Annotated in this window: 28 protein-coding genes; 1 reads left to right on the top strand and 27 read right to left on the bottom strand. The window is 70.1% G+C overall.

What is annotated here, in order from left to right; genetic code table 11:
* Positions 1-8 precede the first annotated feature (8 nt).
* The 12 genes from PZB77_RS15535 to PZB77_RS15480 all read right to left on the bottom strand — a co-directional run bounded on the left by PZB77_RS15535 (position 9) and on the right by PZB77_RS15480 (position 9,691).
* Complete coding sequence (locus PZB77_RS15535) at positions 9-3,380, bottom strand: phage tail tape measure protein (RefSeq protein ID WP_275493197.1); 3,372 nt, start codon at positions 3,378-3,380, stop codon at positions 9-11.
* A 201-nt stretch (positions 3,381-3,581) separates the two neighbouring features.
* On the bottom strand, positions 3,582-4,103 hold the full coding sequence (locus tag PZB77_RS15530; RefSeq protein ID WP_275493196.1) for a hypothetical protein: 522 nt from the start codon (positions 4,101-4,103) through the stop codon (positions 3,582-3,584).
* Positions 4,103-4,579: a hypothetical protein gene (locus PZB77_RS15525; RefSeq protein WP_275493195.1), complete on the bottom strand. Its 477-nt coding sequence runs from the start codon at positions 4,577-4,579 to the stop codon at positions 4,103-4,105. The genes PZB77_RS15530 and PZB77_RS15525 overlap by 1 nt, the downstream gene beginning before the upstream one ends.
* Before the next feature lie 9 nt (positions 4,580-4,588).
* Entirely contained in the window at positions 4,589-5,020 is a 432-nt protein-coding gene (locus tag PZB77_RS15520) for a minor capsid protein (RefSeq protein WP_275493194.1), read from the bottom strand.
* Positions 5,017-5,364 (bottom strand): hypothetical protein, encoded by a 348-nt coding sequence (locus PZB77_RS15515; protein ID WP_275493193.1) that lies wholly within the window; start codon positions 5,362-5,364, stop codon positions 5,017-5,019. The genes PZB77_RS15520 and PZB77_RS15515 overlap by 4 nt, the downstream gene beginning before the upstream one ends.
* Before the next feature lie 14 nt (positions 5,365-5,378).
* Positions 5,379-5,696, bottom strand: coding sequence for a hypothetical protein (locus PZB77_RS15510; RefSeq protein ID WP_275493192.1), 318 nt, complete (start codon positions 5,694-5,696; stop codon positions 5,379-5,381).
* The gene (locus PZB77_RS15505) at positions 5,696-6,361 is read right to left on the bottom strand and encodes a hypothetical protein (RefSeq protein ID WP_275493191.1); all 666 of its coding nucleotides are present in this window, start codon (positions 6,359-6,361) and stop codon (positions 5,696-5,698) included. Before PZB77_RS15505 ends, PZB77_RS15510 begins: the two co-directional genes overlap by 1 nt.
* Positions 6,362-6,522: 161 nt before the next feature.
* Positions 6,523-7,005, bottom strand: a complete 483-nt coding sequence (locus PZB77_RS15500) for a hypothetical protein (protein WP_275493190.1) — start codon at positions 7,003-7,005, stop codon at positions 6,523-6,525.
* Positions 7,006-7,031: 26 nt separating this feature from the next.
* Entirely contained in the window at positions 7,032-7,457 is a 426-nt protein-coding gene (locus tag PZB77_RS15495; protein WP_275493189.1) for a hypothetical protein, read from the bottom strand.
* A complete protein-coding gene (locus tag PZB77_RS15490) occupies positions 7,454-7,837 on the bottom strand; it encodes a hypothetical protein (RefSeq protein ID WP_275493188.1) in 384 nt (127 codons plus the stop codon). Before PZB77_RS15490 ends, PZB77_RS15495 begins: the two co-directional genes overlap by 4 nt.
* A gap of 80 nt (positions 7,838-7,917) precedes the next feature.
* Entirely contained in the window at positions 7,918-8,868 is a 951-nt protein-coding gene (locus PZB77_RS15485; RefSeq protein WP_275493187.1) for a P22 phage major capsid protein family protein, read from the bottom strand.
* 16 nt (positions 8,869-8,884) lie between these two features.
* Positions 8,885-9,691, bottom strand: a complete 807-nt coding sequence (locus PZB77_RS15480; RefSeq protein WP_275493186.1) for a hypothetical protein — start codon at positions 9,689-9,691, stop codon at positions 8,885-8,887.
* A gap of 113 nt (positions 9,692-9,804) precedes the next feature.
* Here PZB77_RS15480 and PZB77_RS15475 point away from each other — a divergent pair, with 113 nt between their 5' ends.
* Entirely contained in the window at positions 9,805-10,092 is a 288-nt protein-coding gene (locus tag PZB77_RS15475) for a hypothetical protein (protein ID WP_275493185.1), read from the top strand.
* Here PZB77_RS15475 and PZB77_RS15470 read toward each other — a convergent pair.
* From PZB77_RS15470 to PZB77_RS15400, 15 genes are all read right to left on the bottom strand, one after another.
* On the bottom strand, positions 10,089-11,204 hold the full coding sequence (locus tag PZB77_RS15470) for a phage minor capsid protein (RefSeq protein ID WP_275493184.1): 1,116 nt from the start codon (positions 11,202-11,204) through the stop codon (positions 10,089-10,091). The genes PZB77_RS15475 and PZB77_RS15470 overlap by 4 nt on opposite strands.
* Positions 11,205-11,214: 10 nt before the next feature.
* On the bottom strand, positions 11,215-12,729 hold the full coding sequence (locus PZB77_RS15465; RefSeq protein ID WP_275493183.1) for a phage portal protein: 1,515 nt from the start codon (positions 12,727-12,729) through the stop codon (positions 11,215-11,217).
* A complete protein-coding gene (locus PZB77_RS15460; protein WP_275493182.1) occupies positions 12,710-12,916 on the bottom strand; it encodes a hypothetical protein in 207 nt (68 codons plus the stop codon). The genes PZB77_RS15465 and PZB77_RS15460 overlap by 20 nt, the downstream gene beginning before the upstream one ends.
* A complete protein-coding gene (locus PZB77_RS15455) occupies positions 12,913-14,190 on the bottom strand; it encodes a PBSX family phage terminase large subunit (RefSeq protein ID WP_275493181.1) in 1,278 nt (425 codons plus the stop codon). The genes PZB77_RS15460 and PZB77_RS15455 overlap by 4 nt, the downstream gene beginning before the upstream one ends.
* Positions 14,190-14,720 (bottom strand): helix-turn-helix domain-containing protein, encoded by a 531-nt coding sequence (locus tag PZB77_RS15450; RefSeq protein ID WP_275493180.1) that lies wholly within the window; start codon positions 14,718-14,720, stop codon positions 14,190-14,192. Before PZB77_RS15450 ends, PZB77_RS15455 begins: the two co-directional genes overlap by 1 nt.
* A gap of 59 nt (positions 14,721-14,779) precedes the next feature.
* Positions 14,780-15,265: a hypothetical protein gene (locus PZB77_RS15445; protein WP_275493179.1), complete on the bottom strand. Its 486-nt coding sequence runs from the start codon at positions 15,263-15,265 to the stop codon at positions 14,780-14,782.
* Positions 15,266-16,059: 794 nt separating this feature from the next.
* A complete protein-coding gene (locus PZB77_RS15440; protein ID WP_275493178.1) occupies positions 16,060-16,467 on the bottom strand; it encodes a hypothetical protein in 408 nt (135 codons plus the stop codon).
* 158 nt (positions 16,468-16,625) lie between these two features.
* Complete coding sequence (locus PZB77_RS15435; RefSeq protein ID WP_275493177.1) at positions 16,626-17,021, bottom strand: hypothetical protein; 396 nt, start codon at positions 17,019-17,021, stop codon at positions 16,626-16,628.
* A 138-nt stretch (positions 17,022-17,159) separates the two neighbouring features.
* Positions 17,160-17,528 carry a hypothetical protein gene (locus PZB77_RS15430; protein ID WP_275493176.1) on the bottom strand — a complete coding sequence of 123 codons (369 nt, stop codon included), beginning with the start codon at positions 17,526-17,528 and terminating at the stop codon, positions 17,160-17,162.
* 142 nt (positions 17,529-17,670) lie between these two features.
* A complete protein-coding gene (locus PZB77_RS15425) occupies positions 17,671-18,039 on the bottom strand; it encodes a hypothetical protein (protein WP_275493175.1) in 369 nt (122 codons plus the stop codon).
* A gap of 151 nt (positions 18,040-18,190) precedes the next feature.
* Positions 18,191-18,400, bottom strand: coding sequence for a hypothetical protein (locus PZB77_RS15420; RefSeq protein ID WP_275493174.1), 210 nt, complete (start codon positions 18,398-18,400; stop codon positions 18,191-18,193).
* 177 nt (positions 18,401-18,577) lie between these two features.
* Positions 18,578-19,228, bottom strand: coding sequence for a hypothetical protein (locus PZB77_RS15415; RefSeq protein ID WP_275493173.1), 651 nt, complete (start codon positions 19,226-19,228; stop codon positions 18,578-18,580).
* A complete protein-coding gene (locus PZB77_RS15410; protein ID WP_275493172.1) occupies positions 19,225-19,725 on the bottom strand; it encodes a hypothetical protein in 501 nt (166 codons plus the stop codon). Before PZB77_RS15410 ends, PZB77_RS15415 begins: the two co-directional genes overlap by 4 nt.
* On the bottom strand, positions 19,722-20,297 hold the full coding sequence (locus tag PZB77_RS15405) for a hypothetical protein (protein ID WP_275493171.1): 576 nt from the start codon (positions 20,295-20,297) through the stop codon (positions 19,722-19,724). The genes PZB77_RS15410 and PZB77_RS15405 overlap by 4 nt, the downstream gene beginning before the upstream one ends.
* Positions 20,294-21,352 (bottom strand): hypothetical protein, encoded by a 1,059-nt coding sequence (locus PZB77_RS15400; RefSeq protein WP_275493170.1) that lies wholly within the window; start codon positions 21,350-21,352, stop codon positions 20,294-20,296. Before PZB77_RS15400 ends, PZB77_RS15405 begins: the two co-directional genes overlap by 4 nt.
* Positions 21,353-21,418: the final 66 nt, after the last annotated feature.

Genomic DNA, 21,418 nt, shown 5'->3' with positions numbered 1-21,418 from the left:
ACCCCTTCCTACGATGCCTTCTTGCCGGCGAGCACCAGCTGGACGTCGCCACCCCGGATTTTGATGGCGGCACGGAGCTCCTCGAGGAGCTGGTCGTCGCGCCGCGATCCGGAGGAGCGGATCTCGATGATCGTGCGTGGAATGCTTGTGGAGCTGGTCGGGCTGGTCGATCCGGCCTGACCAGCTGCACCAGCCGCTCCGAGGCCGGCCGGCGTAAGGACCGCGGACGGGTCAACGAGTCCGGCCATCGACCGGTCCACGATGGACCGGCTGCCGTCGATGCCCTGGACGAGACCGCGCGGGATGAACCGACCGATGGCCGCCATAACCCGCGAAGGCGACTTGATCCCGAGGGCCTGCCGGATGGCCTTGGTCATGCCCTTGGCGATCGTGAGCATCTGCCGCTCGATCGCCTTCTGCTGGCTCTGGAGGCCCTTCACCAGGCCCTGCGCGGCGTTGATGCCCGCGCCGTACATCGCGTTCCCCGCCGTCGACCCGGCCTTGCCGGCTGCCGTGACGAGCGCGGCCTGGGTGGAGTTGAGCTGCTTGACCTGGCTGCTCGACGCGCTGGCCAGGGTCGCCGCAGCCGCCGCCCCCTGATCCACCCCGGCGGACGCGATCTGCGCCACCAGGTCGGCCCGGATACCCTTCTTCGTCAGGGCCGCGAGCTGGGCCGCGAAAGTCTGCGCCTGCGAGACCCGAGCCGCGAGGGTCTGGATGATCGAGTCGGCGGAGGACGCTCCCTCCATCGACGTGATGTTCGCGCTGTCGAGGACCCCCTTCTTCACGTCTGCGGCCAGCTTGTCCCGAGCGGCGATCTGGTCGGCGAGCTGCTTCTGCGCGGTCTTCAGCCGTGCCGCGACGGTCGCCTCGCGGTTGGCCAGCGCGATCAGCTTCTTGCTGTCGGCACTGATCCGTCCGAGCGCCCGCGACCGGGTCTTCCCCGGCTTGAGGCTGTCCGTGACGATGTCCGCGATCTTCGCCGTCGCCGCCCTGACCTGGGCTGCCGAGCCGGTGAGCCCGTCGACCAGGCCGCGCGCAATCCACCGCCCCTGCGCCTTCGTGACCTTCGACGGCGAGGCGATCCCGAGCGCCTTCGCAATCGGCCCCGGGATGACTGACGTCGCCCACGACATGATCTGCGATTTGATCCAGCCGCCCATGGACTGGATGCCCTGCCACAACCCCTGGACGACGTTCCGGCCCTTCTGGAGCAGAAGACTGTTCAGGCTGCCGATGCCTCGGGAGATACGCCCGGGGAGTCCGGTCACGAAGCCGATCAGGGCAATCGTCTTCGTGGCTACGCCGCGCTGTAGGCCGTCCCACTTCTGGAGGGCGCCCGCGATGAATCCGGCGACCGTGGTGACGATCGAGACGCCGACCGCCTTGATCTTTCCCCAGATCCAGTCCCATGCCTGACCGGTCCATTTGGTGATCTTGTCCCAGTTCTTCCAGATCAGCAGGCCCAGCCCGACCAGGACCGCGATGACCCAGCCGACGGGACCCATCCCGATGACCCAGGCGGCGGCCATCCGCGCCCCCTGGATCAGCGACTGTGCACCCATCAGCAGCCAGGCGCCGACCACGCGCGCGCCAGCAAGCACCTGCGCGGCAGCGGAGCCCGCAGCCGCCACGCCGGTCGCCACCCACCCGCCGACCACGCCAGCAGCAGAGACCACCGCCCGGCCGCCCATCAGCAGCCACGTGCCCACCACACGAGCCCCGGCGGCGACCTGAGTTCCGGCCGAGCCCAGCGACGCGGCCCCCGACGTCACCCAGCCCGCCGCGACCTGGGCGCCGCGCACTGTCGCCGTCACGCCCATGAGCACCAGCGCGGGGACGAGGACGCCCGCGGCCACGCCCGCGACCACCTTCAGCGTGCCGGAATTCTTCTGCGCCCACCCACCGAATTTCATCATCGCCGGAATGGCCTGGGCGCCGATCACGTTCACGATGCCCTGGCTGATGGCACGCTTGAATCGCTCTACGCGCACACCGGCGGAATCAGAGATCGCCTTTCCAGCGGCGTCTACCGACCCCTTGAACGCGCCAAATTCAGCAATGGCGGCCGAGGGATCCATATAGTCGAAAGCGGCGCCAAGATCCTCGAACTTGGTTCCGAAAAGTCCAATGGCGACAGTGTTTTTATCGACGGGGTCTTTCAGCCCTCGGATCTTGTCGAAGATCGTGTCCATCGCCTTGGTGGCGCCGGGTCCCCCCGCCGCCAGAGTGGCGATCATCTTCTTCGAGCTGAGACCCAAGGTTTTATACGCTGCGACCGCACCCGCGCTCCCGTCGATCGACAGAAGCGAGAATTCCTTGATGGCGTCGGCCGCGATATCTGTGTCACGTGCACCACCCGCGAGAGCCTGAGAGACCAGCCCCATAGCCATCGGGCCGTCAATTCCAACCTTACGGAATTGGGTGCTGTACTCGTCGAACGTGTCGAGGAGATCCTCAGACGCATTCAGGCCCCTCTGCTGGGCCTTGACGAGGATATCCATCGCCTGATCGGCATCCTTGGCCATGCCGGTTTTGATCATTTTGCCGACCGTGGCCGTGACGCCCGCCACTTCCTCGCCGAGAGTGCGGGCGGTGACGGCGATGCGTTCGCCGATCCGGGCGAGCTGTCGCTCCGTCGTCTCCGGGGGGACGAACCCAGCCTGCGAGATCGCGGCCATGGTGTCGGCGGCAGTCTGAAAGTCCTCGACCATCGCGGACGCGAAGAGCCGTCCGGCGGCCTTGCCGTACCGCTGGGCGATCGCCGGAGTCGCGCCGAGCTTTCCCTCCAGCTCGCCCAGGATCGTGGACTGGTCGAGGTACTCGGAGAGACCGACCATGAGCGCGCCACCGGCAGCTACGCCCGCGCCGGCTGCGATGGTCTGGAGCCGGGAGAGGCCTCCCTCGGCGGCGTCCACCGCGTCGTCGGCGCCTTCGCGCGCACCGTCCTCCAGGGCCTCGCCGAGGGCGTCTCCGGCTGCGGCGCCAGACTGGCGGGCAGCCGAGACGAACCGGCCGCGGCCGTCCCGGATCGACCCATCGACCGCGCGGGTCAGCCCCTCGCCCAGCGTGTCCCCGGCGTCGGTGCCAGCCTGGCGGGCTCCGTTCTCCAGGGCGGCGCCGAGTGCTTCCCCTGCCGCGTCACCGGACTCGTGCGCGGTGGCCACGAGCCGACTGCGGCCGTCCCGGACCGACTCGTTGACCGCGCGAGCCAGCCCTTCCCCGAGGGCCGAGCCTGCCCGCTGGCCGGCCTCCTCGGCGTCATCGCCCATCCGCTCGCCGGACGTACGGAGCGAGCGCTCCGCCTGCTGGAGGGCAGGGCGGACCTGTCCACCGTCGAGCCGGATGTAGCCAACCAGCTCGCCGATGGACAGCGCCACAGGGGCCTCCTCAGGAAGAGCGCTCAGGAGGCGCGAAGTGCCGGTTGATTCGGGTCTCAGCGGAGAGGAGCCCGTAGATGCGGACCCGCATCCACCGCCAGGTCCTGGTCTGCATCAGGCTTGGGGTGGAGAGGTCGAGACCATAGGTCTGCTGGAAGTCGGCCTCGATCAGAGCCCATTGCTCCAGGAGGCTGTGCCAGGTCAGCTCTGGTCCGGCGCCGCGGCCTTGGTCTTTCTGGGCCGGGACGCCGCCTTCGTACCACTCGTAGAGGCCCGTTTCCGGGTCGTAGTCGCCGCAGCCTTTGCCGAGGAGCCGCGCCCGGCCTGCTGCCTGCGTGCCGCGCGATTCGGCGCTTTTCCCAGGCCAGCGCCCGAAGCCCAGTACTGCTCGGCGGTCTCCCGGTCAGCTGTGATCCACATCATCGCCGTCAACGCCGCGTGCTTGAAGCGGGACCACGACACCTCGGCGGCCAGCACCTCGTAGGTGTCGCCCAGACAGAGCCGGTAGAGGTCGATCTCCTCCTGGTCGTCCAGGCCGGAGTCGGTCGGTGCGGCGCCGCCCGCGACCAGCCGGGCCGCGAGCGTCGTGATCTTCTCCACCTTGAGACCGTCCTCGGCGGACGGGTCCTCGATCCGGTACGTACGCGTCGTCCCGTCCCGGCCCTCGACCGGGAGCTCCAGATGGTCGTCGAGGAAGGCGTCCAACGCCTCGAACCCGGCCATCAGGCGAGCGGGTTGTCGATGAGGAGCAGGGCGCCGTCACCGGTGATCGTGATGTCGACCTGCTCCAAGGCCGTGTGCTCGCCCCCGCTGGCCTCCCACTTCACGATGCCCTTGCCCTCGTACGCCTCGGGGAGACCGTCGCGGTCGAACCATCGCAGGTGGGCCGTGCTGTTGCTGCCCCAGCCCCAGGCAGCCGCGCGGAGCTTCTCGTGCGTCGGGTGGAAGACCTTGACCTGATCGTTCGTCTTCCGGTTGATCTTGAAGCCGAGTTCCCAGCCCTGCGCGGTCTTCGTGTTCCCGTTCCAGCCGGCGGACTCGTAGTCGCTGGAGTCCTCGATGTTCGGGTCCGGCGCCGGGGGCTTGAAGTCCGTGACGCCCATGAGGGTCTGCCAGTCCGGGGTGTCCCCGGCGGCGGCCATGTTGATCTGGGTGCGCCACCGGCGGGCGAGCGCGGTCTGCTCTGTGGGTGTGGACATGTGCTGCTCCTACTCGTTCAGGAAGGGACCCGGCCGGGTGGTCCGGAGGTAGTAATTCGCAGTGAGCTCCATGCGGCCGTGGACGTCCTGGCCAATCCACGCCTGCGACTCGCGCCAAGACAGGGCGACGTACACGCCTCGGAGGCGGTAGGACCGCCGCTCGTGCAGGAGCCCGAAGAGCTGGTCGGCCAGGCGGTCGGCGGCGCGCGGGTCGGGCCCCGCCCGGATCCGGATCTGCACCGCGGTGATCGCGTCCGTGAGGTCCGTGTCCTCGACCGGGTACGCCGTGAGGCAGAGCACCCGGTCGGGGTCCTCGGGCATCACCCCGAGGACGATCGCGGTCTCGGTCGGGACGAGCGGGGAGTCCGGCCGGTAGACGCCGAGGGCCTCTGCGGTCAGCAGGTCGGCGAGACCTTCGACCAGGTCGACGGTGTACGTCATCGCATCGCCCGCCGGAGCTCAGCGGCGACGATCGCAGCGACCTGCTGGCGGGCCTGGAACAGGGGCTGCTCCAGGTACTTCGCCTGCCGCCCCGGCGCGTGCCGGAAGTCGAGCCGCTCGTGCTGAACGACGGCGTAGGGGGTGTCGTACGAGACCGCACCCGTCAGCGACGCCTCATCGACCGATGCCGTCCCTGAGCGGGACAGGGCGGCCTCGTCCAGCGGGACGACGGCCTGAGACTCGCCGAGAACGTACTCGGCGGCGAGGAACGCACCGCGCGCGGCTGCGGGCCGGAGGTCCGATTCGACCTGGGGCAGGTCGAGGCGCAGGGTGTAGCGCGGCATGGGCGACGACCCCTCTATTCGAGCTGGATCTCTACGTGGTCGGGGGCTCCGAGGCCGCCGCTGTCCCGAGGTGCGTCCTGGATGACCTTGGTCGTCCGGCCGCCCGGCAGGGTGACGCGGGATCGTGGCGGGGCGGTCGTGCCCGGGGAGGCGTAGGCGGTCGACGACGACACCACGACGTCGCCGCCCGGAGTACGCACGTTCCGGGTCTTCTCGTCGAGGAGGCACCGCACCTCGACTGCGGGCCCATACAGATCCCCGGTGCTGGAGCGGCCGCGGTACGGCTCGACGAGGATGCGGTGCCGGAGGAAGCGCTTCGGGATGGCGGCCATCAGCAGCTCGCCAGGACCGTGAACTGGATGTGCTCCGAGGGGATGGTGCGAAGCGCCCGGACGAGCTTCGGGGCGTAGTAGGACGGGCTGGCGCGGTTGGCGCCGGCGCCGAACTGGAGGTTCACCGAGCCGATCTGCGCGCCCTGGAGGGGCCCGGAGATGTCGGTCTCCTCGCCGACCTCGCCCCAGAACTCGACCTGGGCGCAAACCGCGTCGCGGAACCCGGCCGTGACGAGCGGGTGCGTCGGCCGTCCGGCGCAGTCCACGTCGTAGATCGCCGTCAACAGGAAGTCGGCGTCGAGAAGTTCGGACGCGCGCTCCAGGAGCCGTCCGGCCTCCACCGGTGGGGCCGCGCCGAGGTAGGCCGCGAGGTCGGTCGTGGTCGCGTACACCCGGCCGTCCCCGGGCGCGCCCGAGAGCGGCGCGACGGACACGAGCTGGTGCTCGTGAGTTGCGCCGGTGCCGGTCACCGTCCAGGACAGCCCCCACACTCCGGCCACCGTGTACGTCACCGGTGCGGTCCAAGTGGCCCCGCCGTCCACAGCTGTGGGTGCGGGTGTGGATACCGACCCCGAAGGGCTGGTCACGATGAGCGAGACGGCCGTGGTGCCGTCGTGAATGGGAACCGCGAGGGACGCGGTGGTCTGGGTGCCTGCTACGGGCATGGGCTCTCCGTCCGGGTCAGGGGGTGTAGCGGCGCCCGGTCACCAGCCGGGCGCCGCGTCCACCACCGAGCCGCGCAGAGCGGCCGTCCGTCCCGCCACCAGGGGGAGGGTCTGAGGCGGCGGGGAAGGCGCGCGTGGGCCTTCCCCGCCGAAGGGGGCAGTCAGGCGGACGCGCCGATGATGACGATGTCGTACGAGACAGACGACCCGGCGCCCGAGTTGGCGATCTTCAGCAGGTCGCCGGTCGACGCCGTCACGCCGTACGCCGTAACGTCCGCCGCACCGGCCATCAGCGCCACCGCCGCACCCGGCCGCAGTGTGATCGTCCCCGTCACGTTCAGCAGCGTCGCCCACGCGTTCGTCGAGGCCGCCCCGATCACGACGCTGTTCGTGTTCGCCGTCGCCGCGGTGACCACCAGTCCCTTGATCCGGGCGAAAGTGATCGTGGCGCCGAAGGCGTCGACCAAGGCGCCCGCGAGGTCGAGGTCCTCGGTGCCGGATGCGTTGAGCAGGCGCCGGTCGTGGAAGATCCGGTCCGCCTTGCCCGCGCCGGTGCCGGACCCGAGGGTCACGGACCGGCTGACGGAGGCCGGCGCGGTGGCCGTCCCGAAGTCGAGTGCGCTGGTCTGCGTAGCGCTGGCCATGATGGCCAGTGTGGAGGCGAGCGGCATCAGCTATCGCCTCCGTAGCGGGCCACCAGCTCGTCGCGGGTGAGGCCGTCGATCGTGTTCTCCTCGTCGGAGTCCTGGGCGCGCGTGCGGGCGTACGCCTGCCAGTCGGCGCGGCTGGCGTTCCTGGCCGGCGGGCTGGGCTGGCCCACCGGGGCCTGGTCGACGGGGGTCAGCTCGACCGGCGGAGTGTCCTGCGTCGGCACGTCGGCGGGCGCCGGGGGTGTGGTCTCCACCAGCACCTGTCCCGGCCCCCGAGCGGCCTGCGGGCCCGCGAGGGACGGCCGGGACAGGATGCCGTCGTTGGCCACCGGCGGGTTCGGCTCGTCGCCGTCCAGCCGCGTCCAGTTCTCCAGCCCGTCGAGCCGGGCGGACCGACCGTCGAGCTCGACCCGGTCGCCGGTGCGCTTGTTGAAGTAGGTCGTCACGCCGGGACCGCCGTTCGCAGGTCGACCTGGACCAGGGTCTCGGTCGGGGTACCGGCGGGGGTGCCGAGGACGACGGACAGGTTGTCACCGGCCGCGCAGGTGGCGTTCTGCACGGTGGTGCTGCCCGCCCACGCGTCCGTCGTGGTGGCCAGCGGCGACGTGAGAACGTCGCTGCTGCCCTTCTTGACCTGGACGGTGCCGGACGTCCCGCCGGTCCGGTACGCCCGGACCGCGAGGATCGTGGCACCCGCCGGGACCTTGAACAGCTGGTAGGTGCCGGCCGCCGACGCGGCGACGCGGAGCTCCTTGCTGTACGTGCGGGCCGCCGAGGTATCGACCTCGCCCGAGCGACCGTCCACGCTGTGGACCTTGTAGCCCATGTGGAATCCCTTCCTGGGAATGCGAAAGGGCCCACAACGGGTGGGCCCTGCTGGGTCGGTGGCGCGCAAGGCGCCGGAGATCAGGCGGCGTCGGCACCCTTGATGAGGACGGCGCGGTTCGCGTCGAGGGTCTTGGCGCCGTACAGGGTGTCGATCGAGACCACGTCCTGCTTCTTGTCCTGGTCGTAGCCGTAGATCACGCGGAGGGCGAAGCCCTTGTAGTTCTGGATCGCGGCGTTCTGCGCGCCCTTCGGGAGCTCCAGCGGACGGAACGCGAGGGCGAACGCGGTCCGGTGGAACGCGAGGTTGACCTCGGTGGTCGGCTGGCCCGGCGCCGGGGACCCGGCAGGCTGCCCGACGTTCTGCGTCATGTACGGGTCGAAGCCGGACACCCGGCCGCCCATCGACGCCTCCAGCAGGCCCTCCGTGGACCCGCGCTTATCCGCGTTCCGCCACGCTCTCTCGGCGACCCAGCGGGCCTGCGTGGTCGGGCCGACGACGACGCTGCGCTGGGAGAGTGGCACGTTCTTCCGGGTCAGGACCGCCCCGGCCTGGACCAGCACGCGGGAGTCGCTGTACGGGTAGAGGCCGCCCGGGTAGTTGTAGTCCTCGCCCGCGGTGTTCTCGGCGACCCCGCCTACCTCCTGGACGATGTCGTCGCGCAGGAGGAGCAGGTCGTTGTCGATTTTCTGGGAGATCGCCTCCATGGCCGGGGTGAGGAGCTGCTCGTCGAAGTCCTCGATCTTCAGCGTCATGTCCTCAGACGTGACCGCGAAGGAGACATCGGCGAAGTGGTTCAGCGTCATGTTGACGCTGGTCTCCGTCGCCTCCTGGACGATGATGCCCTGCGCCCGGTTGTACTCGTGCGCCTCGAAGACGGCCGGCTTCCGGATGGTGATCGCGTCGCCCTGCTTGCGCGCGAACTCCGGCTCGTAGTCGCGGTGCACGAGGCTCGCCATGACGGTGGTCTCGTAGAGGTTGGCGAGGGCCTGGCGCGCGATGACCTGCGCGGTCAGGAACTGGTTGGCCATGGGGGTGATTCCCTTCTCAGCCGGTACGGCGCTTGCGTCGCGCCTTCCGGATCTCGTCGATGTCGGTGGGGTCGGTGCCGGAGCTGTCTCCGGTGCCGCCGTTGAAGTCGCCGGCCGCCCGGTCGGGCGTCTGACTGCCGGTCTTGAGCTTGGGGTTGTCCTCGACGGCCTTCTTGATAGCCGCGTTCACGGCCTTGCCGAAGCCGTCGTCGCTGGGGTCCAACCCCTTGATCGAGTTGAGGAACGCCCGGCTGTCGGTGAGGGCGTCCGGGTCGGCGCCGTACTTGCCCGCACCCCGGTACACCGCCAGCTCGACCGCGGTCTCGCGGTGCGCGGCGGTGGCCTGCTCGATCCGGGCCGTCAGGGCAGCCGGGTCCGGCGGGGTGCCCTTCTCGTCCTTGATCAGGCCGAGGGCCTTGCCGAGCTCCTGCACGATCTCCGTGCGGGCCTCGTCGGCCGCCGCCTTCTTCGCCGTCGTACGGGCCTTTGCCGACTCGCCGTTGGCCGCCTTCAGCTCCTTCTGGAGCCGCGCGATCGTGGCCTCGGGGGCCTCGTCGCCACTGGCTGGCTTCTTCGCGGCCGGGGCCTTCGGCTTCGGCTTCTCGCCCTTCGCCGCGTCGTCGTCCTGGCCGTCGTCGCCGGTCCCGCCGGTGTCGTCGCCCTGGTCGTCCGCGTCGTCGCCGTCATCCCCGGTGTCGTCGCTGTCGGAACCGGAGTCGTCTCCGTCCCCGCCGTCGGCGTACAGCCACGCGTCGAACGGGCCAGTGGCGTAGGGGTGTGCCCATCCGGCACCACCGTGCCGGGCGAGGGACTTCTGCTGCATCGTGCACTCCTGGTGCGTGTAGAGGAAGCCCCGCACCCGGCGGGGCCGTACTGCGACCCGGCCGCACCCGGCGGCCGGAAGACATATGCCATGCACCGGAGTTACCGTGCCCCATGGCAATAAGTGATGAGCAGTTGCTCAACTTCGACAAGGAACGGCTTGCCCACTGGGACGAAGGGCGTGCGGAGCACACCCTCGCCGGGGAGCACGGCGCGATCTACCGCAACCACCTGGAAATCGCCCACTGGATTGACGATTGGGTCGAGAACATGGAGCGCAACGACGTAGGCCATCGCACCCCTGAGCAAACGGAGGGGTTCATCAAGGGCGTACGGGAGATCGCCGCGAACCTGCGACAGGCCGACCTCGTGCCCAACGGAATTCTCCTGCAGGGTTCCTAGCGGGCCGCCGCGAGCTGTTCGCGGTGGCGCTTGCGCGGTAGTCCGGTTTCGGCGACCAAGTCGCGGATGCGTCCCTGGTAGTCGCGGACTCTCGCGCGCGCGGCGGCGGCCGTTTGCTCATCCATTGCACCGGCCGCCTTCCGTTTCCACATCCGGATCTGCCGCTCGAAGTACCGCTGGCGCTGGGTGTCCTCGTACGTCCCTCGCGCTGGAGGCTTCGGCCGAGACTTTGTGAGCCCCGGCAGGTAGATCCGTACGTCGTGACGGCAGTTCGGGTGGAACAGCCCGGTCGCGCGCGCCTCCGCGAGGGAGCCGGCGACCGGCACGGTCACCATCTTGTCGTCCTCCGTCGCGTGCTCCATCTCGACGTCGCGTTCTCCGGAGGCTCCGTCGCGGGCGAGAATCTTCCCCTCCCAGCGGCGACACAGCGGACACTCCTCGAGGGCTTCAGACACCATCACCAGCTCGATGCCCGCGGCCCCGAGACGGTCGGTGTGCGCGTCGACCGCGGCTCGGCCGACGACGCTGCGGGTGGCCATCTCGACGTACGAGCGCATGTCCCACGAGCGGCCGGCCCGGTCAATGAAGCCGCTCACCCCGCGCGCGGTGAACCGGTCAAGGGCGGTCTGCGCAGCCTGGCGGCGGGTCTGCGCGCCAAGCAGAGGGGCGGACGAAGCGTGGGCGATCACCTCGCGGTAGACGTCCATGGTCTGGCGGAGGATGCGCAGGTAGACCGGGCCGGTGTCCGCGATCAGCGCGTTCGCGAGCCGGTCGACTGCGGAAGCCGCCGGTACGACTGCGGCGGCGGCCATGGCCTGGCCCACGCCGAGCGCCCCGAGTTCGGCGACAGCAGCCTGCTGCCCCCGCTCGTACGCCTCCGCGACCGCGTGCTGCACCGCGCCGGACGCGTCCAGCTGGAGCGCGTCGATGACCGCCTGGATCGCGGTCTGGAGGTCGCCGATCGAGGCGGCCTTGAGCTCCAGCCACAGAGGGGAGTCGATACCTTCGGCCAGGGCGTCGCGGATGCGCTCGATGATCGTGCCCTGCGCAGCCTCGTACAGGTCGGCGACTGCGGCCGCCAGGTTCTCGGCGAGCTCAGGAGAGACGGGCACGGGGCCTCCTCTACGGCAGGGCGCCGGACTGCATCGGGTCCGGGACGGCCATGCCGCTCTCCTGGTGGATGCGCTGCACCTCAGCGTCCACCATCGCCTTGTCCCACTCGGGGTGGGCCATGCGGACGAGGGTGTCGGTCGAGGCCGCGTTCGCCCGGCGCAGCACCTCGGCGGTGTTGGCGAGGGCGAGTGGGTCCTCCTGGACGCTGTCCTGGAACTCGATGTTCGGCCGCTGCGGCTCGCCCCTCGTGCCGAACACGTACTGGTCGACGGCGAGCAGCGCGTGCAACGCGTTGGCGAGTCCCGGGCGGGTGCGGAGGATCTTCTTGCCGCGGGTCGTCATGGAGCGGCGTTCCTTGGACACGACCTCGGTGGCTGTGACCGCGACGTCCGCGCCGATCCCGAAGGTCTGGGCCGAGTAGCCGGCGGACCGGAGGATCTGGTTGGTCAGGTCCTCGGACGTGTCCCGGTGCTCCTGGACGCGGATCGCGAACTGGGAGACGGTGAGCGCCATGGTGTCGCCGCGCGCGAGCGCGTTGACCCCGGCGAACGCCTCTTGGTCCGGGTTCCAGCCCGCGCCCCGGCCGGGCCCGTTGGACTGGAGGTAGGAGTCCGGGACGACGAGACGCCCCTTGCCGATGCGGATGTCCCGCATCCAGCTCGCGTACGTCTCGTCGAGCTGGTCCATCAGCGACTCGACGCCGTCGAGGTCGCTGCGCCCGAGGTCCTTCAGGTACGGGTCCTTCCGCCATCGGCGGCTGGCCTGGTTCGGGATGTACGAGACGTCGAGGCCGTCGAAGCCTGTCTTGATGAACCCCTCGGCGTTCACGGAGGCCGCGAAGCCGCGGGTCGCTTCGCTGTCTTCCAGCGGTACTGGACGGCCGAGCCTGCCCGTCGTGCCCTGGTAGAGACCGTGCTGAATGCCCTTGGGCTCGTGGCGCTCCAGGTGCCGCCAGACCTGCCCGTCCTGCTCCTGAACGACCTTCCAGAACGTCACGGCGGCGAGGCGGCCCCAGCGGAACTCCGGGATAGCGCTGTCCGCGTGCACGGCGTCGAGCCACGCCTGATCCGCCAGCTGCTTGTCGTACACCGGTCGCAGGTAGACGCCACCGAGCGCGGCGCCTACCTCGGCCGCCGTCTGGAGGGTAGCGAGCATCCCATCGTCGGCCAGCTGGTCCAGTCGCTCCTGGCTCGCGGCGTTCTCCAGGGTGAACTTCGGCGGCTCGCTGAACAGCAAGTCAGCCGATCCCGCGCAGATGTCGCCAGCGATCGGAACGTGAATCTTCGTACGGCGCTCGCCCTGCGCGGTCGGGGTGCCCCACCACCACCGGGCGAGCCGGCCGATTGCTCCGCCGGCGAACTGGAGGCCCTTCGGGTCGGGAGCTCCGCCCCCCGTGCCGCCGCCGTAGAGGGACTCCAAGCGGTCGGGGTCGCCCGCCCACCACGTGTCCCAGGTGTTCATCGCGGTGAGGGCCGGGCTGAGCTTCGGCGGGGGCCAGGGGACGTTACCCGTGGGCAGCGGCATCGTCGCCCCCTTGGTCCGGGCTGGGGTTCTCGACCTCGTCGGCAGCGGCGCGGAGCAGCTGGGCGAGCTCGGCCCGTCCGTACTTGAGCGTCCCCTCGCCGTCGAGGTCCACGGTGAAGTCGCCGAGGCGGACCTCGGGGGTGGAGCCCACCCGCAGGTAGACGGGCAGGTTCAGCGACGCGGTCACGCGGCCACCTCCAGGCGAGTCGGGATATACGGGCGCCACAGGGCCTCGGTCGTACGGACGCCGTAGCGCAGCGCGTCGACCGAGTGGTCGTTCTCCTTGATCGGCTTGTCCTCACCCGCCTCCGCAGCGGTGTCGTCCCACGAGTAGCCGGGGAGCTCCTCGATGAGTCCGGTGGCGGACTCGTGGATGAGGAGGTCGCCGGTGCCAAGGAGGCTGCTCACGGTGCGGATGCCGTCGAGGACGGCGTTGTCGGCATGGGTCACGCCGGTGACGCCGTCGCGGTGCAGCTGCTCGATGAAGCTGGACGCAGACGGGTCGACCACCGTCCACTCCGGGGTGACCCCGACGGCGGTCGAGTGTGGGTGTGGAACGCCCGCGAGCCACGTACGGCGGGCGCGGCTGTACTCGGCGTCGGTCATCTGCCGGCGTTGGAGCCGAGAGTCGTGCCGGTACTCGCTGACCACGTACAGCCGCCGGTCCGCGCCGAGCCCGACGAGGACGTCAGCGAAGGGGTTCACGGTGCCGTAGTCGATGCCGTCCGCGAGCCACCGGTCGATCCGCGGCAGCTCCTTCACCACGTGCCGGGTCGGGTCGAACATCTCGTAGACAGCGCCCTCGGACTGCACCCACGCGCCGAGGATGAAGCGCCGGTACCAGAGGCCGACGTACTCCTTCTTCAGCGACGCGACGTAGTCCGCATCCAGCGACGGGTTGTCGTCGAGGTTGAAGTGCCAAGATCGAAGGTTCAGTTCGCCGGCACGGTCGAGGTACTCCTTCTTCAGCCAATGCCCGGGGTTGTCCGGGTTGGTCGTCCCCATGAGCTTGGCGCCTTTGACGGACAGTCGGCCGAGAAGCTGGCGGAAGAAGTCCTTCGGAAGCAGCGACACCTCATCGCAGTAGACGAGGGAGACCGTCGCGCCGCGGATCTTGGCCTCGCTGCGCCTGTCGTTCGCGCCGATCAGGTGGACCGTACGGCCGAGGATGACCGCGGTCTTCGCGCCCGGGGTCCAGATGATCAGCTTGGACAGCTCACCAAACAGGCCGGGGTCGACGAGCGGCTCCATGATGTTGCGGCCGATCGTGTCGAGCGTGCGGCCAGTGATCAGGATGAGGCCGGCGCGTGGGGCCCCGGCGACGGCGGCGAGAAGCGCGATCAACGACGCGATCGTTTTCCCCGAACGGATCGCTCCGTGCCAGATGTTGATCCGCGCGGTGCACTCGACGATCGAGGCGATCTGCTTGCGAGACAGGGGCAGGGCGACGTTGCGGAGCATCACGCCCCCTCGCCGGCCTCCTGGTCCTGCTGCTGGGCCTTGTAGACCGCCGCCAGTCCGGACATCAGCTGGGTGATGAGGGCCAGGCCCTCCTCGACACCGGACTCGTCCTTCGGCGGGACGAGCTTCAGGGATCGGTCGATGGCGGTAGCGGTGGCGGCCATGAGGGTGCGCTTCACGTCGGCTGGGGCCTCGGGGAACACGTGGTCCTCGTAGGTGTTGTCCTTGCCGCCGAACGACCAGACCGTGGTGGGCTGCCACATTTGCGCGCGCATGCGCTCGGCGTCGTCCTGGAGCAGCTCGGCGAGTTGAGCCCGGCGGTCCGCGAGGTCAGCCTGCCGTACCTCGGTGGCGGCGGCGACCTGCCCGGCTCGGGCCGCGAAGGACAGGCCGAGTTTCCCGGCCTCCTCGCTGATCGTCCGGCCGGACCGCCCGAGCTCCTTCGCGATGACGTTGCGGCCCTTGCCCTCCGCATGGAGCTCGCGGATGCGGATGCGCTCGGCGTCGGTAACCGGCCGGGCCTTGGCCATCAGTCACCCCCGCGCGCGTACGTCGGCCCAGCCGCGCGCGGGCGCCGCCGGGTCGGGGCCTACTTGTCCCTCGCCACCAGGTCCCCGAGCGCCTTCACCAGCTCGCCGCGCCGCTCGTCGGAGGTGAGCGCCTGGTCCCGCGCACCCCACGACAGGGCGAACCGGTCGACCTGCCGCCAATCGGTTCCCTCCACATTGGACATCTTCGCGGTCCAGGTCGCGGCGACCGCCGCCGACTTGAACTCGTAGATGCTGACGGTGTCGGTGGTCATGAGCTGGGCGCAGTCGTTGGCGTTCGGCTCCTGCCCGGCGGCCTTGTTGGAGCAGCCGCCGGTGTTGTCCTGCGGGTCGCCGAGCGTCGTGACGCCGGTCGCGTCCGCGAGGCCGGCCGCGGCTGTCTTCGCGGTGAGGCCGGCGGCGGGCTGGCTGCTCGCCGGAGCCTTTGCGGCGGGCACGCTCTTGCTCGGGGTGTCGGTGCAGCCGACGAGCGTGAGCAAGAGCAGCGCGCCGGTGACGGCGGCCGTGGTGGTGGTGCGGGTGTTCATGGTCCCCCCTGGGATGACGTACTGAGGGGCCATCATCCTGCTCGGCGGGGTGCCCTGTCTGGGAATGCAGAAGGCCCGCATCGTGAGCGGGCCTCAGCGTCCGGGCACGCCGGACTTGGGGACAGAATGCAGCATTGGCCACCAAATCGCAAGCAGAACGCGGAAGTCGCGCAGTGTGTGCACGCGTAGTTCGCTCTCTCTGAGGCCGAAGGCGTGACCGAACGGTGGAGCTGATCCCTAAATCTAGGGAGAGGATGCCGTCAGGAGAGCCCTGAACCCGTGAGCTGACCCTTAGCGCCCCCGCCGGCCTACGCGTACCGCGTAGACTGCCACGTGTCTCGCAGGAATCCCCTGAACTCCACTTTCAAAGGCTGGTGTTCGTAGGTTCCGGTGCCGCAAGGGTGCCGGTCCAGCACCTCGGGTGCTGGTTGGATGAATGGGAGGCCGGGGTTGAGTTCCGAGCTGGAGAAGCCTCGCAGGAAGTGGACGAGCGCTGAAAGGGCGCAGGTCTGGTTATCTGCGGTGGGCATTCTGGTGGCGATCATCGCCCTGGTGGGGCAGTTCACTCAGCGCGGCTGAGTGATCCACCCATGAGAACGGTCGGGATCGGGAGCTGCACAACGCAGCGAGCCCGGTCTGATGATAGGCGACCGGGCTCGTGAACTGCGACGGGAAGCCCTGCTCTGGCCGGAGCGGGGCTTTCTCGTTGTACTGCGGTATGTCGTGCTGCATACCTCCGCCAGCGTAGCCGAGCATGCCACACAAACCAGACCCGACGCATGGTTTGGTTTTGCTCACGAACTCTCGGGGCTCTTGCGGTAGCTGCGTCGTCCGGCGAGGGCGGTGTTGATGGTGGCGCCGGACCACAGGTTGGCTCGGCCTTCGGTGGTGTCGGGTGCCGGCCAGCGGCCCTTGGAGACGTCCGCCCGAATGGTGCCGGTGCTGATGCCGGTCCGCTCGGCGATCTCGGCGGTGGTGTAGAGGCGGCGTGCCTCGAAGGTGGTGTCCTCGCGGACGAAGTGCTCGCGGACGACGGCGTCGACCTGCGCGGGGTCGTAGACGTACGCGCGGCCGCGCTTGCCGATGGGGTCGGGCCAGGCGGGGTGGCGGGACCACTGGGCGGAGAGGGTGTTGTAGGCGCGGCCGTAGCGGGCGGCGATCTCCGCGAGGGTCTCTCCGTCGGCGGGCGGGTTGGCTACCATGGTGGTCCGGCCTTTCTGGCTGGGTGGGACCGGCAGGTTTTCGCGAGCATCCGCGAGGGTGTCTGGGCTTCGGCTCGGGCCTGCCGGTCTTTGTGCTGTCTGGGGGTGTGGGGCCGCCCCCGGCTGGCTGCCGGGGGCGACGGTGGTGGGTGGTGGGGCTACTGGTCGTTCTCTTCGAGCCACCGGTCTGTGAGCCAGGTGCTCAGCTCGCGCCGTGCGGTGTCGCCGTCTTCCAGGACCCGGGCGATGCTGAGCGCTCGGGCGGAGTGGAAGCCGTTCACCACCAGCATGGTGAAGACGTCGACTGCCGAGAGCCAGTAGCAGCAGGCGTTGACGTAGAGGTCCTTCGGGGCCTCGGGGAGCGGCTGCTCCTCGATGAGGATCATGGCCCGGCGGACAGCGGGGATAGCGTCCGTGAGGACCAGCTCGGTGCCGACCGGGGCCGGGAGGGTGATCCCGATCGGCAGGTTCTCGCTGATGGTGGCGAGGGTGCGGTACGCCTGGGCGATCTCGCCGGAGAGGTGATTCCGGGTCTGGTCTTCGAAGTCCGACACTGTCGGTCCTTTCGTGGTGGGTGGTGGTCGGGGTTCGCGGCCCCTTCCTTGTGAGTCCAGTATGACATCAACGCCATTAAAAGGCAACGCTTGGGACCTGCGGCCCCCGACTGGATGCCGGGGGCCGCAGTGCCTGGATCAGGAGTTGTCGGCCAGCCAGACCGCGAGATCCATCACCGCGCCATCAGCGGCGATGAGGTTCGCAGCCGCCGAGTAGGTCCGGGCCTCGTGAAACTCCTCCCGGATCAGCAGGCTGTAGCTGTCCATGGCGCCGAGCCAGTGGGCCGCAGCACCGAAGAGCTCGGCCTGGTGGAGCTCCGGCATCGGCTGGTCGGCCGCGAGTGCCAGTACCCGGCGCATCGCCGGGACGGCCTCCAGATTGGAGACGGCGCCGGTCGGGATGATGACCGGGATCGGCAGCGCCGCGCACGCGGTGGCGATGCTGCTGTAGGTGGTGGACAGGTGTGCGCTGAGCTTGCGCATCGCCATCTCTTCGAAGTCCGACATCGTCGGTCCTTTCTCTGGGTGGTGAGTCGGGGTTCGCGGCCCCTTCTCCGTGTCTCCAGTATGGCATATTGACCATTGAAAGGCAACGGTAAGCGGAAAGGGGGAGGCCCCCGGCTGGATGCCGGGAGCCTCCGTCGGTGGGTCAGTCCTCCTGGGTCAGCAACCAGGTCCCGAGCTCGTGGATTGCCTCCCGGACGGTCAGCAGGATGCCGAGCGCACCCGCCGCACGGGCCTCGACGTACTCCTCAACCAGCAGGCTGAAAACGTCCGCCGCTGCGAGCCACAGCATCGCGGCCGTGTACAGCTCCGACTGCTGGAGCTCCGGCATCGGCTGCTCCTCCGCCAGCGTCTCGATCCGGCGCAGCGCCGGGACCATCTCCAGGTTGCTCACGACGCCGGTCGGCAGGGCGATCGGGATCGGGAGCAGGGCGCACGCGGCGACGAGGGCCCCGTAGGTGCTGGTCAGCCGCTCGGCGACCATCGCCGTCATCTGCTCTTCGTGATCCGACATTGTCGGTCCTCTCGGTTGGGTGGAGGTCGGGGGTTCGCGGCCCCCTTCCTTGTGTCTCCAGTATGGCATAAACGCCATTGAAAGGCAACGCTATGGATGGCGATAAGGGCCCCAACCCGCGAACGAAGTGGGGCCCTGCCGAACCGTCAGATCAGCGCTGCCGCCACCCGGTCAGGTGGCCATCAGCCCCCACCACCGCCGACAGCCGCATCCCGGGAAGCTCCGACACCGCTACCCCGGCCGCCGCCGCGACCTCGGCCGCCGAGTACCGGGCCGGCACATCCGCATCCGGAGCATCCGCCACCACCTCCGCCTGGTCGCCGAACAACAGCAGCACTCGTACGTTCACTCGCTCGCTCATGGGGTCATCCTCTCGTCTCAACGCTGAGCGCGTTGATGGTCTGATGGGCGGTGGTGCCGGGCTGTCCGGCTCCCCTCACCACCCGGTCGGGCCGGGCAGGCGTCAGGGCACCGAGCGGGGTAGATCGGCGGTAGAGCCCTCGGTAGATGGCGGTAGATCAGCAGGTAGACGTGCAGGTCAGGCGGCGGTAGACGGGGCGGGAGACAGGCCTGCGGGGTCGGGCTGGGAGAGGGGCGGGAGCTGAGCCCTGACGACCCCCCTGCTGGCGCCCCTACCGCCGGTCTTGAGCCGCATCTCCACGGGGATACCGAGGGCCTCCAGACGGGCCCGCAGGGTGGCCACTGTCCAGCCCTTCCCGTGGCCCTCCTTCTGGAGGTGCTGGAGGAGGTCGGAGAGGTACATCGAGGGGCGGTCGCCGAGGGCCTCATACAGCAGCCGGAGGACGGCGTCGCGGGGGTCCGGTCCGGGTGCCTCGGGAGCCGTCTCGGGGACCGCGTCGTCGGGGGTCGCCCGGAGGGCCCGCCAGCACCACACGGGCACGATCAGCCAGAGGAGTGCGGGCCACTGCCGGACGAGTCGCCACAGGCCGTACGTCCCGGCGGCGAGGAGCACCAGGCGCAGGGCGCAGCCGAGGACCGCGGGCAGGCCGGTGAGGTCGTCGCGGCGGCCGGCGCGGACCCAGGCGGTGGCCCGGTCAGTGATGCGGTGCGCGAGAAGGCTGGATCCGGCGGCGAGTTGGTGCGCGGAACGGCGGGAGATGCGGAGGTAGGCGGCGGCGCCCTGGCGGGTGGTCGTTCGGATGGTCCAGCCGACCGTGGCGCGGTTCATGCGCTGCCCTGGCTGGCGAGGTCCGCGCCCCACGCGCCGATCATGTTGGCGGTCTCGGGCAGGAATCCGAGCTGGGCGGCGACGCCGGGCAGGAATGCCAGCAGCGCGCCGGTGATGATGCCGCCCAGGATGCGGCGGCGGTCCAGTTTTCCGGACGCCCGGTGCAGGAGGACGACCGCGACGAGGACCAGGGCGACGACGATTCCGCCCTCGGGAGTGAGGGTGCCCATGCGGCCTGTGGAGAGGGAGGCCGCTTCGGTGCCGACGACGCTGCCGACTGCGGTGTTGCTGCCCTTGGACAGGAGGCCGGCGATTCCGGCTGCGCCCCAGCCGAGTGCGCCGCCGACACAGATGGTGGCGAGGGCTCCGAGGAGCCACCCGGCGCCGTACGGAAGTAGGGCTTTGGGGTCGCGGTTGCCCTTCCACCAGGGGCGGAAGTTCGCCCACATGATGGCGAGGCCGGCGGCGACTCCGGCGAGGCTGAGAGCGGTGTTCACGGGCGTACTCCGGTGATCCAGGTGATGGGGTCGTAGAGGTGGATGGCTCCGGTGAGGCCGACGAGTGAGACGGCCAGGAGCAGCAGGCGGCGGAGGGTCCCGCCGCCTGTGGTGATGCGGATGACGGCGACGGTGAGCGGGGTGAGTGCGAGGGCGTATCCGGCGCCCTGCCCCCACTCGGCGCGGGTCTCGGAGACGCCGTACGCCCAGATGGTGGCGACGCTGTACCCGACGCCGGGGATTGGGAGGACGGTCAGCGCGATGGCGCCGCCGAGCTGCCAGGGCTTGCCGAGGGTGCGTACCCACGCCCAGAGGCGCTGGCGGCGGGTCGGCTCGGGCTCGGGCTCGTACGGCAGGACGACGTGGACGTGCACCTGCGGCGGGAGCGGCGCCGGGGCCGGGGCGGGCGGGGGCGCGGTGGTGATCGGCGGCGGGGGCGGGACCGGCGGTGCGGCGGCGGCCGGTGCCGGGGTGCGCCACCACGGGGGGAGCTCGCCGGGGAGCGGGCCCCGGTCGGGGAGCGGGGCGCCGGCCGGGATGATGCGGGTCGGGGTGATTGGGCGGTGGCTCATCCGGTCTTCTCCAGCTCGCGGTTGAGGATCCGGACGATGGACGGGTCCGCTGCGGTCGGGTGGAGTCTCTTGACGTAGGACAGGACGCTGTCCTTGTCCTGGACACCGGAGGACAGGGCTGTCCTGATGCTGTCCGTGACGGTCTGTCCGGGCGGGGCGATGGACGGCAGAGGGCCCGTTGACCTGGTGTCTCGCCTGTCCTGGGGGTTGTCCTGGTTGTCCAGGACAACGCGGACAACGTCTTCGTCGTAGTCCAGGCCGAGGGTGTCGAGGTGCTCCAGAACGTCGTCGGGGGACAGGTCCGGGACGGTGGATCGGATCGCCCGGACAGCGGACCGGACAGTCGGGGACAGCTGTCCTGGCGTGTCCAGGTCGGTGTCCTGGGTGGTGTCCGCGGGCGGGAGGGCGGGGGCGTAGGCGGTGGCCTGGGCCTGGATGCGGGCGAGGTGGCGGGTCCGGGCGGAGAGGGCGAGGGCGGCGCTGATCTCCGCCTCCTCTTCGAGGAGCCAGGCCCGGGTGCGGTCGGGAAGCGGCCGGGCTTGGTGCTCCATCACGACGCTGAACATCTTCTTCGCGACGGCGGAGACGGCGGCCCCGGCGAGACCGACGTACAGGGAGTCCTCGGTCCAGCCGTGGGCGGCGACGGCCGCCATGTCGAGGAGCAGGAAAACCGTCCCGGCGGCGCGGGGGCCGGCCGCGCGGGCGGCGTCGTAGCGGGCGAGCCACTCCAGGGCCATGCAGATCATCCAGCCGAGGGCGCACGCGCTGGCGCACAGGTAGGCGATCGGCGCGGTGATGGCACGGGCGAGGTAGTCGCCGATGCTCGCGGTCGACCACACCAGGGCGACGGCCAGGAGGACGAGGGAGGCCGCGAGGGCACCGGTGGTGACGATGTGGTCCCAGTCCCTCGGCGGGACCGGCACCTGAACGACGTAGGCCTCCTTCACCATCCTGGTGCGCCCGTTCAGGGTGTGCGGGACGAGGCGGGTGCGGGCCTCGGGGCGGTACTTCACGCCGGGCAACTGTTGCTGCGCGGCAACGGGTTCGGTGGTCACGCTGCTCCTCCGGGAGCGGGAAACGGCGGCCGGGCCCCACGACGGTGCGCGGGGCCTGGCCGTACG

It is taken from the genome of Streptomyces sp. AM 2-1-1, assembly GCF_029167645.1.
GTDB lineage: Bacteria > Actinomycetota > Actinomycetes > Streptomycetales > Streptomycetaceae > Streptomyces.
This window is presented reverse-complemented; position numbering and strand designations above follow the sequence as displayed.